The organism is Cytobacillus sp. GQ23 (assembly GCF_059758675.1).
In genome coordinates this window covers 156,313-171,813 of sequence record NZ_JCAXER010000009.1, presented here as the reverse complement: position 1 = coordinate 171,813, position 15,501 = coordinate 156,313, and the positions used below count along the sequence as shown (strand labels likewise).

At 43.1% G+C, this 15,501-nt stretch carries 14 protein-coding genes; 1 reads left to right on the top strand and 13 read right to left on the bottom strand.

Annotated features, from left to right (window positions below):
- Window positions 1-31 precede the first annotated feature (31 nt).
- The 3 genes from AC6CHU_RS09965 to mce form a co-directional block, all read right to left on the bottom strand.
- Window positions 32-1,150, bottom strand: a complete 1,119-nt coding sequence (locus AC6CHU_RS09965; protein ID WP_498121403.1) for a tripeptidase T — start codon at window positions 1,148-1,150, stop codon at window positions 32-34.
- A gap of 77 nt (window positions 1,151-1,227) precedes the next feature.
- Window positions 1,228-2,778 carry an acyl-CoA carboxylase subunit beta gene (locus AC6CHU_RS09960; RefSeq protein ID WP_159865305.1) on the bottom strand — a complete coding sequence of 517 codons (1,551 nt, stop codon included), beginning with the start codon at window positions 2,776-2,778 and terminating at the stop codon, window positions 1,228-1,230.
- Window positions 2,779-2,781: 3 nt separating this feature from the next.
- On the bottom strand, window positions 2,782-3,192 hold the full coding sequence (gene mce / locus AC6CHU_RS09955) for a methylmalonyl-CoA epimerase (RefSeq protein WP_159865302.1): 411 nt from the start codon (window positions 3,190-3,192) through the stop codon (window positions 2,782-2,784).
- 325 nt (window positions 3,193-3,517) lie between these two features.
- Here mce and prli42 point away from each other — a divergent pair, with 325 nt between their 5' ends.
- On the top strand, window positions 3,518-3,613 hold the full coding sequence (prli42, locus tag AC6CHU_RS09950; protein WP_152539676.1) for a stressosome-associated protein Prli42: 96 nt from the start codon (window positions 3,518-3,520) through the stop codon (window positions 3,611-3,613).
- A 293-nt stretch (window positions 3,614-3,906) separates the two neighbouring features.
- On the opposite strand, the gene AC6CHU_RS09945 is transcribed toward prli42, so the two are convergent.
- The 10 genes from AC6CHU_RS09945 to AC6CHU_RS09900 form a co-directional block, all read right to left on the bottom strand.
- Entirely contained in the window at window positions 3,907-4,428 is a 522-nt protein-coding gene (locus tag AC6CHU_RS09945) for a L,D-transpeptidase (RefSeq protein WP_251283717.1), read from the bottom strand.
- Between the two features lie 26 nt (window positions 4,429-4,454).
- Complete coding sequence (locus AC6CHU_RS09940) at window positions 4,455-5,447, bottom strand: aromatic acid exporter family protein (protein WP_159865296.1); 993 nt, start codon at window positions 5,445-5,447, stop codon at window positions 4,455-4,457.
- A gap of 107 nt (window positions 5,448-5,554) precedes the next feature.
- Window positions 5,555-6,277: an amino acid ABC transporter ATP-binding protein gene (locus tag AC6CHU_RS09935; RefSeq protein WP_159865293.1), complete on the bottom strand. Its 723-nt coding sequence runs from the start codon at window positions 6,275-6,277 to the stop codon at window positions 5,555-5,557.
- Entirely contained in the window at window positions 6,270-6,929 is a 660-nt protein-coding gene (locus tag AC6CHU_RS09930) for an amino acid ABC transporter permease (protein ID WP_498121400.1), read from the bottom strand. The genes AC6CHU_RS09935 and AC6CHU_RS09930 overlap by 8 nt, the downstream gene beginning before the upstream one ends.
- A 91-nt stretch (window positions 6,930-7,020) precedes the next feature.
- The gene (locus AC6CHU_RS09925) at window positions 7,021-7,812 is read right to left on the bottom strand and encodes a transporter substrate-binding domain-containing protein (RefSeq protein ID WP_498121398.1); all 792 of its coding nucleotides are present in this window, start codon (window positions 7,810-7,812) and stop codon (window positions 7,021-7,023) included.
- 276 nt (window positions 7,813-8,088) lie between these two features.
- Window positions 8,089-8,526, bottom strand: coding sequence for a BrxA/BrxB family bacilliredoxin (locus AC6CHU_RS09920; protein ID WP_159865284.1), 438 nt, complete (start codon window positions 8,524-8,526; stop codon window positions 8,089-8,091).
- 230 nt (window positions 8,527-8,756) lie between these two features.
- Window positions 8,757-9,875 (bottom strand): methylmalonyl Co-A mutase-associated GTPase MeaB, encoded by a 1,119-nt coding sequence (gene meaB, locus AC6CHU_RS09915; protein ID WP_251283715.1) that lies wholly within the window; start codon window positions 9,873-9,875, stop codon window positions 8,757-8,759.
- The gene (gene scpA / locus AC6CHU_RS09910; RefSeq protein ID WP_498121396.1) at window positions 9,876-12,068 is read right to left on the bottom strand and encodes a methylmalonyl-CoA mutase; all 2,193 of its coding nucleotides are present in this window, start codon (window positions 12,066-12,068) and stop codon (window positions 9,876-9,878) included.
- Complete coding sequence (locus AC6CHU_RS09905; protein ID WP_498121394.1) at window positions 12,058-13,917, bottom strand: methylmalonyl-CoA mutase family protein; 1,860 nt, start codon at window positions 13,915-13,917, stop codon at window positions 12,058-12,060. Before AC6CHU_RS09905 ends, scpA begins: the two co-directional genes overlap by 11 nt.
- Before the next feature lie 196 nt (window positions 13,918-14,113).
- On the bottom strand, window positions 14,114-15,430 hold the full coding sequence (locus AC6CHU_RS09900) for a dihydrolipoamide acetyltransferase family protein (protein WP_159865272.1): 1,317 nt from the start codon (window positions 15,428-15,430) through the stop codon (window positions 14,114-14,116).
- Between the last annotated feature and the right edge of the window lie 71 nt (window positions 15,431-15,501).

Sequence of the window (15,501 nt, the reverse complement as noted above, 5' to 3'; positions counted from 1 at the left end):
AGAGAACCGCATTGGTTCTCTTTTTTACAGCTTAAGCTGAAACCTCTTCAATTATGGCAATGACCATTTCCGCCAGTTTATTTAATTCTTCAATTGGCATGCGCTCATTAGTTGTATGAATTTCTTCATAGCCGACAGCAAGGTTAACTGTAGGAATGCCAAAGCCAGCAATTACGTTTGCATCGCTTCCGCCGCCACTGTGAAGAAGCTCGGAGCTGCGGCCGATTTTTTCAGCCGCCTTGCGTGCTACTTCCACGACATGATCACCTTCGCCGAATTTAAAGCCAGGGTACATAACCTGAACATCCACTTCAGCTTTTCCGCCCATTTCCTCGGCCGCACTTTCAAATGCTTCCTTCATTTTAGCTACCTGCTGTTCCATTTTTTCAGGAATTAATGAACGTGCTTCTGCTAATACATCAACATGGTCACATACGATATTCGTCTGCTGTCCGCCTTCAAACCGACCGATATTTGCCGTTGTTTCTTCATCAATGCGGCCCAGCGGCATTCTTGAGATCGCTTTCGAAGCCATGGTAATTGCAGAAATGCCTTTCTCAGGTGCAACACCTGCGTGAGCTGTTTTCCCTAGGATTGCCGCTTTAACTTTAGCCTGGGTTGGAGCGGCAACGATAATATTTCCGACTTTGCCGTCACTGTCCAGTGCATAGCCAAACTTCGCTTTAATAAGGGAAGGATCGAGAACTTTTGCTCCAACCAGTCCGGATTCTTCACCAACTGTGATAATGAACTGAATAGTTCCATGAGCAATATTCTGTTCTTTCAGGACTTTAACAATTTCGAGCATAACGGCAAGTCCCGCTTTGTCATCTGCACCCAGGATCGTTGTTCCATCGGTTACAACATAGCCGTCCTTGATGGAAGGTTTTATTCCTTTACCAGGAATAACTGTATCCATGTGTGAAGTGAAATAAATGGTATCTATTCCTTCTTTCGTTCCCTGAAGAGTGCAGATGAGGTTGCCTGCACCATGTCCGGTCTGTGAAGTTGTATCGTCTTCGTACACCTCAACCCCCAGATCCCTGAATTTTTTCTTCAGAACTTTGGCAATTTGAGCTTCATACTTTGTTTCAGAATCAATTTGCACCAGTTCCAGAAATTCGTTTAATAAGCGTTCCTCATTAATCATTTATGTACAAACCTCCAAATTTAAGCTTACTAAGCAAGTATACTCCCAAAATTTTAGCACAGCAAATCAGGAATCCATTAGAGCGGGATATTCCCGTGCTTTTTCTTAGGCCTGCTTTCTTTTTTATTGCGCAGCATCTCAAGCGCCTGAATGATTTTGATTCTGGTCTCACGCGGATCGATTACATCATCCACCATGCCCCGGCTTGCAGCCACATATGGATTGGCGAACTTTTCTCTGTACTCCTCGATTTTTTGTGCCCTGGTGGCCTCGGGATCATCACTGTTCTGGATTTCCCTTGCAAAAATAATGTTGGCTGCCCCTTGAGGACCCATTACGGCTACCTCCGCATTCGGCCATGCAAAAACAAGATCTGCGCCAATAGATTTACTGTTAAGGGCAACGTAAGCACCTCCGAATGCTTTTCTTAAAATAACCGTAAGCTTTGGCACTGTTGCTTCTGAGTATGCATAAAGAATCTTTGCGCCATGCCGGATAATTCCCCCATGCTCCTGTTTTACACCCGGAAAAAATCCTGTAACGTCCTCAAAGGTTATAAGCGGAATATTAAAGGAATCACAGAACCGGATAAACCTTGAGGCCTTATCAGAAGAATCTATATCAAGGCCTCCTGCCATTACCTTCGGCTGATTGCAGACAAGTCCTACCGTCTCACCCTTAATCCGGGCCAGGCCGACAACAATATTTTTAGCGAAGTCGCGCTGTACCTCCATAAACGTATCATGATCCACTACCTGTTCAATGACTTTTCGAACGTCATATGGACGAAGGGCATCAAAGGGAATAACATCTGTCAAATCAGGACGGTAATCATCGTCCTCATCCCATTTCGACATAGGCGGCTTTTCTTCGTTATTCTGAGGAAGGTAGCTTAACAGACTCCGCACCTGCTCAATCACTTCCTCTTCGGTCTCCCCTCTAAAGTGCGCGTTTCCGCTGATTGTATTGTGCACACGGGCACCGCCCAGATCCTCAGGAGAAATTTTCTCCCCTGTTACCGTTTCAATTACTTTAGGGCCGGTTATGAACATCTGGCTTGTTTTTTCCACCATGAAGACAAAATCAGTGATTGCTGGAGAATATACTGCACCGCCGGCACAAGGTCCCATAATGACTGAAATCTGCGGTATAACTCCTGAATAAATGGAGTTCCGGTAGAAAATATGGCCGTATCCATCAAGAGAAACAACGCCTTCCTGAATTCTGGCGCCGCCGGAATCATTCAAGCCTACAAATGGAGCTCCATTTTCAGCTGCTAAATCCATTACATTGGCAATTTTTTTTGCATGCATTTCCCCGAGGGCTCCTCCAAAAACAGTAAAGTCCTGTGAAAATAAGAAAATCGGCCGTCCGTTGACCTTTCCATAACCAGTTACAACACCATCACCAGGCCCTTTTTGGTTTTCCAGTCCAAAATCTGTGCTGCGGTGCTCAATAAATGGATTCAGCTCAACGAAAGTTCCCGGGTCCACTAATAAATCGATTCGTTCCCGGGCAGTCAGTTTCCCTTTTTCATGCTGTTTTTGTATACGCTCATCCCCGCCGCCCAGTTCGACTTCCCTGCGCCGGTCGTATAACTCATTTATTTTCTCATAGATGTCTGCCATGCTTTATTTCAATCCTTTCTTTTCACAAAATTCATATAAAATACCGCCTGTTGATTTCGGATGCATAAAGGCTACATGGGCACCTCCTGCACCAGCCTTCGGTTCATCCTGCAGCATCCTGATACCCTGTTCCTTCATTTCGTTTATGCGCTCCTGTATGCTGTCAACTCCCAGTGCTACATGATGCAGCCCTTCTCCCCGCTTTTCTATAAATTTGGCAATTGGGCTTTCTTCGCTTGTTGGCTCCAGCAGCTCAAGCTTTGTTTCCCCCGCTTTAATAAACGCAACCTTTACTCCCTGGCTGTCCACTTCCTCTATTCCGAGAAATTCAAGCTTAAGCGTTTCAATATAAAATGGAAGCGCTTTATTAATAGACCTGACAGCAATCCCAATATGGTCCACCTTCTTAATCATCTGTTTACCTCCTTATGAATGTCGGAATTCATCGAAGTCTTACAGGTATTTAGTAAGCCCCGCTTCCAAGACTTTAATAGTCAATGCTGGATGAGCGGGAACAAACTGCCCGTAAAGCCCGATTGGTTCAACTCCATTAGCCGAGATAAACTCCCCGCCTTTTGAAGTTTCAATTTATCAACTTCCCAGCAACAATGGGCATATTTAGAGTCTATTATTTAAATATTCGTTAAAAATGTCGAAATTCCTCTAAAAAATTGAGCGGTTGTTCAATTTGATGATTCTTAGTACAATAAAAGTAATAATTGGGACGAGGAGGCATAGAATGTCAAATAAAAAACTAGCGAAAGTGATTGTCTATTTAATGATATTTGCAATGCTTGCATCTACCCTCATTATGGGTATGTCGATGTTTTTATAACAAGAAAATTTATTCAGCTTTCAGCTGCTCAGGATGGCACTTCCGGGCAGTTTTTTTCTGGCGGAATACAATTTGTGCACTTTTTTTACAGGAGTTTTGTGAAATGCTTTTCAGCTTAAACCTAACGAGCAGGGAGAGCTTCGGACACAAAAGCAAGAATCCGAGAGGGGAGAGCCTGAACCCAGCCCAGCTTCGAACAGTACGGGTGAAAATACGAACTGCATAGTCCCAATCTTAAGATGATCCACCCCATAAAAAAAACTGCATCCAGTCAGATGCAGCTGTACTTTTTTTCAGTTATCTTTATTTATGGCACCGTAATCTTTTCCAAGTTCGTCAAAGCCTTTACCTGACGTGACTACTAAGATCTTTGTTCCAATCGGCACCCATTCATATAACGACTCGACGGCCTCATTTTGCAATCTAATACAGCCATTGGAAACATATTTGCCGATTGATGAAGGATCGTTCGTCCCGTGAATGCCGTAGATTCTGCCATCAGTATCCTTTGCGTCAAACCCTATCCATCTTGTGCCAAGCGGATTACGGGGGTCACCGCCTTTTATGTCCTTTTTTCTGTAGTAAGGATCAGCTGCCTTCACAGTCACAGTGAACAGCCCTTCCGGTGTAAGGTCATCCGTTTTCCCAGTTGCAGCTGTGATGACATGCTGCACTTTTTGATCCTTTATAATCGCAATTTCATTTGTCTGTTTATTGACAATTAGAAATGGATCTCCAGGCAGCGGATTAGGCCCCAATGGCCAGATTGGGGATAGTGAAAAAAACAAGACAGCCGCTGCAGCAAACTTCAGCATGACAGTTCACGCTCCAATCCTTTTCCTTAGTTTGCTTCTGAGGTCCCGTTTTGATTCATAACCTTATCCTTTATTCCTCTAAACGAGCTCTTTATAATTAAATACTGTTCCATTTCTTTTACAAAATGCAGCAGGGCGGCACGTGCTTCAAATTCCTCCCTTGTTTTGGGGAGCTCCATATTTTCAAAAGAAACCCTCATTCTGTACAGTTTTTCAAGAAATTGAATGGCTGTATTGCCAGGATGGATATGCTCAGATAATTCTTCAATAAAATCAGCGATCATCTCCCCCTGTTCAACAGGAAGTGCAATGGAGGTTACACTCGGAAGAACCCTTTCAATAATTTCAAATTGTTTCTCTCTCATTTTAAAATAATGATAATATAAATTTTCATCTCTTCGAAAGTGGTTTTCAACATCCCTGAAAGCCAGTGCTTTTGCCTCATCAATCAATTCCATTGTTTCCGTTATTTCTCTGCCGTCCCAGCTGCTTTCATGGGTACGCAAATAACTGACGATTTCGTCAAAGATAATTTTAAAGTTTTCTTCTATTTCCTGCCTATATTCCTTAAGCTTCGATTCCAGGCTCGGCATATAGAGGTTCGCAATTAGCGCAACACCGATTCCGACAATAATAATCCCCAATTCATTCAGTAAGAGTTCCTTTGAAACCTCCCCTGCAGAATAAATATGCAAAATAATAACTGAGCTTGTCACAATTCCATCGCTGGCCTTTGCCATGACAGCTGCCGGAATAAAAAACAGAAGCAGCAGTCCAATTACAAGCGGATGGTAAGCAATGCCTTCAAAAAACAAAGACGAAAATGCCATTGCCAGCAGACAGGCGAAAAATCGGTCCCAAGAAGCCCGGAGTGATTTTTTCTTTGTTACTTTTATGCATAATATAGTCAGGATGCCTGCAGAAACAAAATTATCAAGCTGCAGCATCTGTGCAATCATGATGCTGATGGAAGTTCCCACTGCAGTCTTGATTGTCCGGTAGCCAATTCTGTACCTCATTTATTCATACTCCTATGTTCAATTGCCCCTTATTAGAAGGCTGTTATGTATTTAAATGCGAAAGAGAAGATGATCCTTTGATCATCTTCTCCCATAGCATATATCGATTATAGCATTTTTTGCAAGAAATCCCTTGCGCGTTCACTTTTAGGATTAGAAAAAAACTCTTCAGGTGAAGAATCCTCGACCAGCACTCCGCCATCCAGAAACAGCACCCTGTCTGCCACTTCACGCGCAAAGCCCATTTCATGGGTGACAATTGCCATTGTCATACCCGTATGTGCTAAATCCTTCATTACATCCAGCACTTCCTTCACCATTTCCGGATCAAGTGCAGAGGTTGGCTCATCAAATAGCATAACTTCAGGCTGCATTGCAAGAGCTCTTGCAATGGCCACCCTTTGTTTCTGCCCACCGGATAACCGATTGGGATATTCGTGTGCTTTAGCAGATAATCCTACTTTCTCCAAAAGCCCAAGCCCTATTTTCTCAGCTTCCGATTTTGAAATTCCTTTAACCTTCATCGGTGCGTAGATCAGGTTTTGAAGGGCCGTTTTATGAGGGAATAAATGAAAATGCTGAAACACCATCCCTACATTTTCGCGCACTTTCATTATGTTCGTACTTTTATCCGTAATGTCCTGCCCATTAATCATAATCCTCCCGTCTGTCGGCATCTCCAGAAGATTGATGCAGCGGAGGAACGTTGATTTGCCCGAACCGGACGGACCTATTACAGCCACTACTTCACCATCATTAATATTGGTTGAAATTCCTTTAAGTACTTCAAGTTTGCCGAAATGCTTATGCAAATTTTCCACCTTAATCACTGCGTCTCATTCTCCTTTCAATTCCTTTTCCTAGAACAGTCAGGACCATAACCATAATGTAATAAATCAGCCCGGCAATCAGTATCGGTTCGAAGTAGGAAAACTTTTCGCCTCCCACAATGTAAGCCCGGCGCATCACGTCTGTTACCCCAATGACTGTTACGATTGCAGACTCTTTTGTAAGTGTAATAAACTCATTCATTAAAGCGGGCAAAATGTTTTTCATTGCCTGCGGAAGTATGATATCCATCATGGCCGGCCTGTATGGAACGCCCAGTGCCATTGCCGCTTCACTTTGTCCTTTATCGACCGCCAGAATTCCCGCCCTGATAATTTCTGAAATATAAGCCGCAGAATTAAGCCCAAAAGACAGGACTGCAGCTGTGGAAGAATCAATTTTATAGCCGATCAGCTGAGGTGATCCATAATATATGAGCATAAGCTGAAGAACAAGAGGTGTTCCTCTAAAAACGGATGTGTAGGCATCTGCAATCCAGCCTAGAAGTTTAAATTTGCTAATTTTAAAGAATGATAGAATAATACCTAATACAAAGCCCAGTATGCCTGCCATAGACACAATTTGCAGCGTGACGCCAATGCCTTTAAGTATATATGGAAGGGAGGGAATGAACTGCTGAAAATCCAGATTCACTATCTTTCCATCCTTTCTACTAGTAATTTATTTTCCGGTAAGAATAAAGCGTCCAAAGGAAAATATGCCTTGGACGCCAATTCCCAGCGAATTATTTGTTATCAAACCATTTTACGATCAATTTTTCCAATTCACCGTTTTCTTTCATCTTCAAAAGCTCTGCATTAAATTTTTCAGTTAATTCACTGCCTTTTGGAAAAGCAATGGCAGAACCCGCCTCTGTTTCATCTTCTTCAATTGTGAAGCCGGCCAGGTCTTTATTTTTTTCAAAATATCCTTTTGCTACCGTATCTTCAATCATGGCTGCATCAAATCGGCCTACCATAATTTCCTGAACCAATTCAGGGATGCGGTTGCGGTTTTCCACAGTCATATCAACTGTCTCACTAATTTCTTCTGCTTTATCTGCCTGAATGGAGGCAAGCTGAACACCTAATGTTTTTCCGTTCAAATCTTCCAATGATTCAATTCCGCTGTCTTTTTTAGAAACAATCATATGGCTCGCTGTATAATATACATCACTGAAATCAACGTTTTCTTTACGCTCATCAGTAGGTGTCATACCAGCTAAAACAAAATCAACCTGGCTTGTTTCCAGTGCAGGTATCAGTCCATTAAAGTCCATATCCTTCACTTGGATTTCATAGCCTAATTTCTCACCGATCGCTTTGGCCAAATCCACATCAAAGCCGATGATTTCTTCTCCTTTTGCGGAATCTACATATTCAAATGGCGGATAATCCGCTGAGGTACCCATAGTTAATACTTTTTTATCTGATTTTTCTCCTGATCCGCTTCCAGTGCTGGCTTCTTCGCTTGTGCCGCATGCAGCCAATAAGCTGACTAAGAGTACGCTTAATGCAATCAAGATCACTTTTTTCATTTTTGTTTCCCCCTATAAAATATGAATAATCTCTGCATAACTATTAATAAATATTCACTAAAATGAATTTTAACAGATTTTTATATTTATGCAATAAGGTTTTTAAATATTTAGAAGAAGTCTTATTATTCAGATAAGTACATAAATAAAAAGGTCCCGAAATTCGGGACCTTTCCTGGTATAAACTTAGAATGTCGATTACTTTCAGCGCAAGCAGCCTGCCCCATGCAGATCACAAGCATGCCGGGGCAGGCAAGGCGCTTCCGCTTTTCTTTTTTAAAGCTCTTCGCAATATTTTTCAAAGGTATCCTGCAGTTTCTGAACAACTGCCATAGGCTCATGGCCTTCAATTTCGTGACGCTCGATCATCGTGCATATCTCTCCATCTTTGAGAAGTGCAAAAGATGGTGATGATGGCGGATAACCTGTAAAATAAGATCTGGCTTTTTCAGTTGCTTCTTTATCCTGCCCGGCAAATACCGTAACCAAATGGTCAGGGCGCTTATCATAATGCAGGGAATGCATGGCCGCAGGACGGGCAATTCCGCCTGCACATCCGCAGACAGAGTTCACCATTACTAGCGTAGTCCCCTTTTTATTAAGGGCCTCTTCCACTTCTTCAGGTGTAGTTAGTTCCGTATAGCCGGCATGTGTTATTTCCTGTCTCGCCTGCCTGACAACATCATTCATAAATAAGTTAAAATCCATATTCAAAGTCATCGCTCCTCAGTTAAGAATTCTCTTGACTATATACATAATACCAATACAAAAGTAAAATTTACAATCAAGTCAATTTTTCGAATAAAAAAGTTTAGCTTTTGGATAATCGGGGAAATATAAAACTACAGCTAGATCCATACCCCTAAACTCCCTAGATTCGCCAGTGCCCGCAAGGCACTGGCCATTTTTTGATTTCAGGAAAAAGCTGAGCCGGAACAAAAATTCTATCTTCTAGTGTAGATATTAAATAATTCTTCAACTGCAGATGTAACTGTCCTGTTTCCTGCGATGACCTCGTTTTCGATTTTGGGAAGCAGCGGTTTTATGGCAGGGTGATAAAAAAAGCTGAATTGAAGCTGATCCAGGATCATAGAATGAATCCATTGTTTTGTTTGAAGCCTTCTTCTTTCCTCAAAAACACCTGAGGTCTTTGCGGTATTTTCAAATGTTTTAATCACATTCCAGATCTCAGGGATGCCCTCACCAAAGACAGATGAGCAGGTATAGGCTTGGGTTTGCCATCCTTTGGTAGCCGGCTGAAGAAAGTGAAGGATCCGGTTATACTCAGACTTGGTTTTCTGGGCCAATGCTTTATTGCTTCCATCAGCTTTATTGACAATTACCGCATCAGCCAGTTCCATAATCCCCTTTTTCATTCCCTGCAATTCATCCCCTGCCCCTGTCAATGTTAACAGCATGAAAAAGTCCACCATTTCCCTGACAATCACTTCACTTTGTCCCACACCGACTGTTTCAACCAGAATAACATCAAAACCAGCTGCTTCACACAGCAGCATGGTCTCTCTTGTTTTCCTGTGAACTCCTCCCAGTTTGCCTGCTGAAGGAGAAGGTCTTATGAAAGCAAGAGGGTTTCTGGATAGCTGCTCCATCCTGGTTTTATCCCCAAGGATACTGCCGCCGCTCAAGCTGGAGCTCGGATCTACGGCAAGCACAGCTACTTTTAAGCCGGCATCACAAAGATATGTCCCGAACGATTCAATGAACGTGCTTTTCCCTGCCCCTGGCACTCCGGTTATCCCAATCCTAAGCGATTGGCCTGAATGAGGCAAAAGTCTGTGAAGAAGTTCCTGTGCATGACGGAAATGATGCTCTGCATTACTTTCAATCAAAGTGATCGCACGTGCAAGCACTGCTCTGCTGCCACTCATGATTCCTTCTTCAAGTACGTTAAGATCAGGCAGAGAGGCAGATTTTTTTTGAAACCTGCCTCTTTTTTCGAATTTCTGCTTCGGCTCACCTGACTCCACACCACTTCGCACGATACTTGTAAAATTTTCTGGCTTTTGATCATCAAACCATTCCGGTTTCTTATCCTCAGTCATTTACTGGGTCACTTCCTCATACCCAAGACGGCTGTATATTTCCCTGATGACCTTCTGAGCAGCCACTGGAATGATGGTGCCCGGTCCAAAAATGGCAGATGCACCATGTTCATATAAATATTGATAATCCTGTGCCGGAATTACCCCGCCGATAACAATAATAATATCTTCCCTTTCCAGCTTCTTCAATTCAGCAGCAAGCTGAGGAAGAAGGGTTTTATGGCCTGCAGCAAGAGAACTGATGCCAATGACATGAACATCATTTTCGACAGCCTGAAGAGCTGTTTCTTCCGGTGTCTGGAACAGAGGTCCGATATCCACATCAAAACCAAGATCGGCAAAGGCTGTTGAAATGACTTTTGCCCCCCTGTCATGCCCATCCTGTCCCATCTTGGCAATCAGAATCCGCGGTCTTCTTCCTTCATTTTCAAGGAATTCATCTGTCATCTGCTTTACTTCCGCTATTTCTTCTTCGTTAGAAAAAGCAGAACTGTACACGCCGCTTATTGAACGAATAATTGCTTTATGGCGGTTGGCTACTTTTTCAATTGCACTGGAAATTTCGCCAAGCGTGGCTCTAGCCCTTGCTGCATCTACTGCAAGCTCAAGGAGGTTCCCTTCCCCTGAATCAGCAGCTTTTGTAAGGGCCTCGAGGGCCTCGGCAACTTTCTCATTGTCGCGGGAAGCCTTTAGCCTCTCCAGCTTTTCAATTTGCTTTAATCGTACAGCTGTGTTGTCAATGTCCAGAATGTCAATCGGCTCTTCTTTTTCCAGCCGGTATTTATTCACACCAATAATAGTTTCTTTTCCGGAGTCGATTTGTGCCTGCCTTCTGGCAGCCGCTTCCTCGATTCTCATTTTTGGCAATCCTGTTTCAATGGCTTTTGCCATTCCCCCAAGATTCTCGATTTCTTCAATATGCTCCCAGGCGCGCTTAATTAACTGATCTGTTAAGGCTTCTGCATAATAAGAACCGCCCCATGGATCTATTACGTTCGTGATCCCTGTTTCCTCCTGAAGATACAGCTGTGTATTCCTCGCTATACGGGCTGAAAAATCTGTCGGCAATGCGATAGCTTCATCCAATGCGTTCGTATGAAGGGATTGAGTATGCCCCATCGCGGCAGCATGCGCCTCAATGAGTGTCCTTGTTACATTATTAAAAGGGTCCTGCTCGGTTAAGCTCCAGCCAGAAGTTTGAGAATGTGTTCTAAGCGCCATAGATTTCGGATTCTGAGGCAGGAAGGTCTTCATCATTTTTGCCCAGATATAGCGTGCTGCCCTCATTTTTGCCACTTCCATGAAGTAGTTCATACCAATGGCCCAGAAGAAAGAGAGTCTCGGTGCAAAGGAATCAATATCGATTCCGGCTTTAAGTCCAGTTCTAACATATTCAAGTCCATCTGCAAGCGTATAGGCAAGCTCAATATCAGCAGGTGCACCCGCTTCCTGCATATGATAGCCAGAGATGCTGATGCTATTGAACTTCGGCATATATTTTGATGTATATTCAAATATATCAGCAATGATCTTCATGGACATTTCCGGCGGATATATATAGGTGTTGCGCACCATATATTCTTTTAAAATATCATTCTGGATCGTCCCCGAAAGCTTCTCCTGGCTTACTCCCTGCTCTTCCGCTGTGACGATATAAAAAGCCATAACAGGCAAAACTGCTCCATTCATTGTCATGGATACAGACATTTGATCTAAAGGGATTCCATCAAACAGCGTTTTCATATCCAGGATGGAATCAATGGCAACGCCAGCTTTCCCTACGTCCCCTTCGACTCTTGGATGATCAGAATCATAGCCTCTATGGGTAGCAAGGTCAAAAGCGACTGATAAGCCTTTTTGCCCCATTGCAAGATTACGCCGATAGAAAGCATTGCTTTCCTCTGCAGTAGAAAATCCGGCATATTGGCGGACTGTCCAGGGCCTGTTCACATACATGGTTGAATAGGGTCCCCTTGTATATGGAGGCAGACCCGGTTTAGCGTTTAGGTGCTCCAGATCTTTAAGGTCTTCATTTGTATATAGCGGCTTTATCATTATCCTCTCATTTGTTTCAAACAGAAGATTATCAATGGATGTATTGATTTCTTTCTCCGCTTTTCTTTTCCATTCATTCTTTGCTGATTGTTTTATTTTATGGATATCCAGGCTCTTAAAATCTGGTTTATTGGTCACTTTTCCCCACCTCCATCTCGTTCAGGATAGTTAAGAGAGTTTCATAGCAATCGCTTTTCATATGAACGTATCCGCTAATTCCAGCTTTCTCATATTCAGCACTTGTCTGCTTTTCAGGAAGGCCGGCTAAATAGATGACAGCTGAGGGAAAAGCTTTTTTCAAGTTCCTAATTAAAGGCACTGCCATTCTTTCGTATTGGTCATTGGATCCGCAAATAAAATAATGCCTGAAATTTGTTTTATGCATAAAGGCTGCAGCATGTTCAAGATTGACTACAGAATCGCTTCTAACTGCATTAACCCCTCCGGGTGCCAGGAAGCCTGCAATAAAATCAGCACGGGCCTTATGATCTTTCAATTCTCCAAGGCATATAAGCCCTGCTTGAGGATGAATCCCCTTTTCCTTTAACCTTTTAGATAAAATCCGTAAACCTTCGAATGACTCTGAAAGCCGAACCTGTGGAATAGGCTTGATAACACTATTGCCGGTTTCAATGATTTCCTTTACTTTAAGCGGCTCTTCATCAGGATTAGCATAGATATTCGTTCCGATAATACTTTGTTTTCTTGTATGAACATCTTTTTGCTTTTTTTCAAAAACTTGACTAACCTGATTCTGAACCCACCCTGTCTGGAGGGCTTCAGCTAATCCTCCCAGATCTTCTATCTCAAGGAATAGTTCCCAGGCTTTATCAATCAGTTCATTCGTCAGATGCTCTACATACCAGGAGCCGCCCGCAGGGTCAGAGACCTTAAGCAGATGAGCCTCTTCCATTAGAACCAGCTGGGTATTTCGGGCAATACGGTCTGAAAAAGAAGAGTGAGTCCCTTCCGGTTCATTATACGGGCTGACATGCAGGTATTGGATTCCACCCAAAACTGCTGCAAACGCTTCATTACCAGCTCTCAGCACATTCACATAAGAATCATAAGCTGACTTTGTAAATGATGACGTCTCTGCTGATATAACCATATTATTACTGTCACTCTCAGCTCCATAAACTTCTGCCACCTTGCCCCATAAAACCCTTGCCGCACGAAGTTTGGCAATCTCCATAAAAAAATTTGAGCCTATGGCAAAATTAAATAGCATTTTGGATAGTATTTCTTCGATTTTTTTGCCTTTACCAAGAAAATATTGCAGGTGATTTACTCCTCCTGCCAATGAAAAAGCAAGTTCCTGAATGGCATGCGCGCCGCCATTATGATAAACAGCAGTATTTACCATAATGGTTTTTAAACTAGGCATATGTTCAGCTGCGACATTAGTCGTTTCATTCAAATCAGCGTAAAGTTCATCAATTGAGCGATCGTTCATTTTGTCTGCAGCAACAATAGCAAGCGGGTCTGCTGCAATATATCCTGTAATTTTTTCACTTTCACTTAATTTTGCAAGTTCTTCTAATAATTGACGGATATTTGGACCGGCATCTACGCTAAAAGGATATTTTTTATAAAGTTCTCCCACAGCGATGCTGATCTTCTCTGGATTTGTCAGCTGTTCAGGCTGGAAAGCCAGCGCTGTCTGTCCTTTCGCTGCGGCATCAAGGAGTTTTTCTGCCAGCTCTTCAGAAGTTACAGCACTAACTTTCTGCGCAACCTTCCATTCTTCTCTCAGGTATCCTGCAGCATATGAACCCCTTCTAAAATCTTCTATGCCCGGATACTGAGAAAAGGGACATTCGGCCAGGTCCTCTCTGGAATAAAGCGGTTTCAATTTTATGTTTTCATATGTATTTCGTGATAATGTTTCTAGAGGTTTCCCTTTTAGAGCTTTTTCTGCACTTTGTTCCCAGTCTTTATTAGTCTGCTGCGGGAATTTTTCTTCAATCATTTGCTTTAATGACATATTATGCTGTCCTTGTAGCTGACAGCGTTCCCTCCCCTCGTACGGCAGCGGACCTGCTTCCGTGAAGAAACAATGCCGCTAAAAATTATAATAAAATTCTAAATTCTCCATATATCTATTTTAGTATACAAATGAGAAACAAGCAATGAACAATAAGAAGCCGCTGCCCTAAAGCAGGGAGCGGCAATTTAATCTATTAATAAATAGTTGTATTATCTTTTGATGTGTTTTCCAGAATTTCTTTCACGCGCTGCAGGAAGCGGCCGCAAACCAGGCCATCAAGCACACGGTGATCCAGAGACATACATAGGTTAACCATATCACGTACTGCAATCATGCCATTATTCATGACCACAGGGCGCTTTACAATGGATTCAACCTGAAGAATGGCAGCCTGCGGATAATTAATGATTCCCATTGACTGAACAGAACCGAATGATCCGGTATTATTCACAGTGAAAGTTCCACCCTGCATTTCAGCGGAAGTCAGTTTACCTGTACGTACTTTTAGTGCAAGATCATTGATTTCACGGGCAATACCCTTAATCGTTTTCTCATCAGCTGCTTTGATGACCGGAACGAATAACGCATCATCTGTAGCGACTGCAATGGAGATGTTGATATCCTTCTTCTGGATAATCTTATCACCTGCCCACATGGAATTAATCTGCGGGAATTCCTTAAGGGCTTGTGCAACTGCTTTTACAAAGAAAGCAAAGAATGTAAGGTTGAAGCCTTCTTTTTGTTTAAATTCACCTTTAATACTGTTGCGGTATTCAACAAGATTTGTAACATCCACTTCCATCATTGTCCATGCATGAGGTGCTTCGTGTTTGCTGCGGAGCATATTGGCAGCAATCGCCTTGCGCACTCCGGTAACAGGGATTTCCACATCACCTGGCAATACTGGTACATTTGGTGCCGGCGCTGCTTGCTTGGATGCTGCAGGCTGGGAAGGAGCTGGAGATGGAGCCGGTGCTTCAGTCTTTTCCGGTGCGGCTGCAGCAGCTGCTGCTGTAGGAATATCTCCGGACTCAATGATTTTCATAAGATCTTTACGGGTGATGCGTCCGCCGCCGCCTGTACCTGTCACCTGGCTCAAGTCGATGCCATGCTCTTGAGAAAGCTTTAAGACAGCAGGTGAATAGCGGACTCCTTTTGGAGCATCTGCTGGTGTAACCTGTGAAGATGGTGCAGGAGCTTCAGGTGCAGCTGCAGCTTTTTCCTCTGCTTTTGTTTCAGCCGGAGCATCGTGAACTGCTTCTCCGCCGCCTTCAGTTTCAATTGTTAATATTATCTGGCCTACTTCGTAGGTTTCGCCTTCTTCTGCAATTAATTCTTTGATTACACCTGAAAACGAGGACGGTACCTCTGCGTTTACTTTGTCTGTCATTACTTCAGCAAGCGGGTCATACTTATTTACTTTATCGCCAACGGAAACCAGCCATTTGCTGATTGTCCCTTCTGTGACACTTTCCCCCAGCTGGGGCATTTTAATTTGTTCAATAGCCATTGGGTAACCTCCTTTAGCTGCCCGCACTTTCGCGGGTCATGCAGATCGTGCAGCTGAATCCAGAACGGTCT

Bases quoted from the DNA above. Each gene is read 5' to 3' on its own strand.
- AC6CHU_RS09965 (WP_498121403.1), bottom strand. From the start codon at position 1,150: ATGATTAATGAGGAACGCTTATTAAACGAATTTCTGGAACTGGTGCAA.
- AC6CHU_RS09960 (WP_159865305.1), bottom strand. From the start codon at position 2,778: ATGGCAGACATCTATGAGAAAATAAATGAGTTATACGACCGGCGCAGG.
- mce (WP_159865302.1), bottom strand. From the start codon at position 3,192: ATGATTAAGAAGGTGGACCATATTGGGATTGCTGTCAGGTCTATTAAT.
- prli42 (WP_152539676.1), top strand. From the start codon at position 3,518: ATGTCAAATAAAAAACTAGCGAAAGTGATTGTCTATTTAATGATATTT.
- AC6CHU_RS09945 (WP_251283717.1), bottom strand. From the start codon at position 4,428: ATGCTGAAGTTTGCTGCAGCGGCTGTCTTGTTTTTTTCACTATCCCCA.
- AC6CHU_RS09940 (WP_159865296.1), bottom strand. From the start codon at position 5,447: ATGAGGTACAGAATTGGCTACCGGACAATCAAGACTGCAGTGGGAACT.
- AC6CHU_RS09925 (WP_498121398.1), bottom strand. From the start codon at position 7,812: ATGAAAAAAGTGATCTTGATTGCATTAAGCGTACTCTTAGTCAGCTTA.
- meaB (WP_251283715.1), bottom strand. From the start codon at position 9,875: ATGACTGAGGATAAGAAACCGGAATGGTTTGATGATCAAAAGCCAGAA.
- AC6CHU_RS09905 (WP_498121394.1), bottom strand. From the start codon at position 13,917: ATGTCATTAAAGCAAATGATTGAAGAAAAATTCCCGCAGCAGACTAAT.
- AC6CHU_RS09900 (WP_159865272.1), bottom strand. From the start codon at position 15,430: ATGGCTATTGAACAAATTAAAATGCCCCAGCTGGGGGAAAGTGTCACA.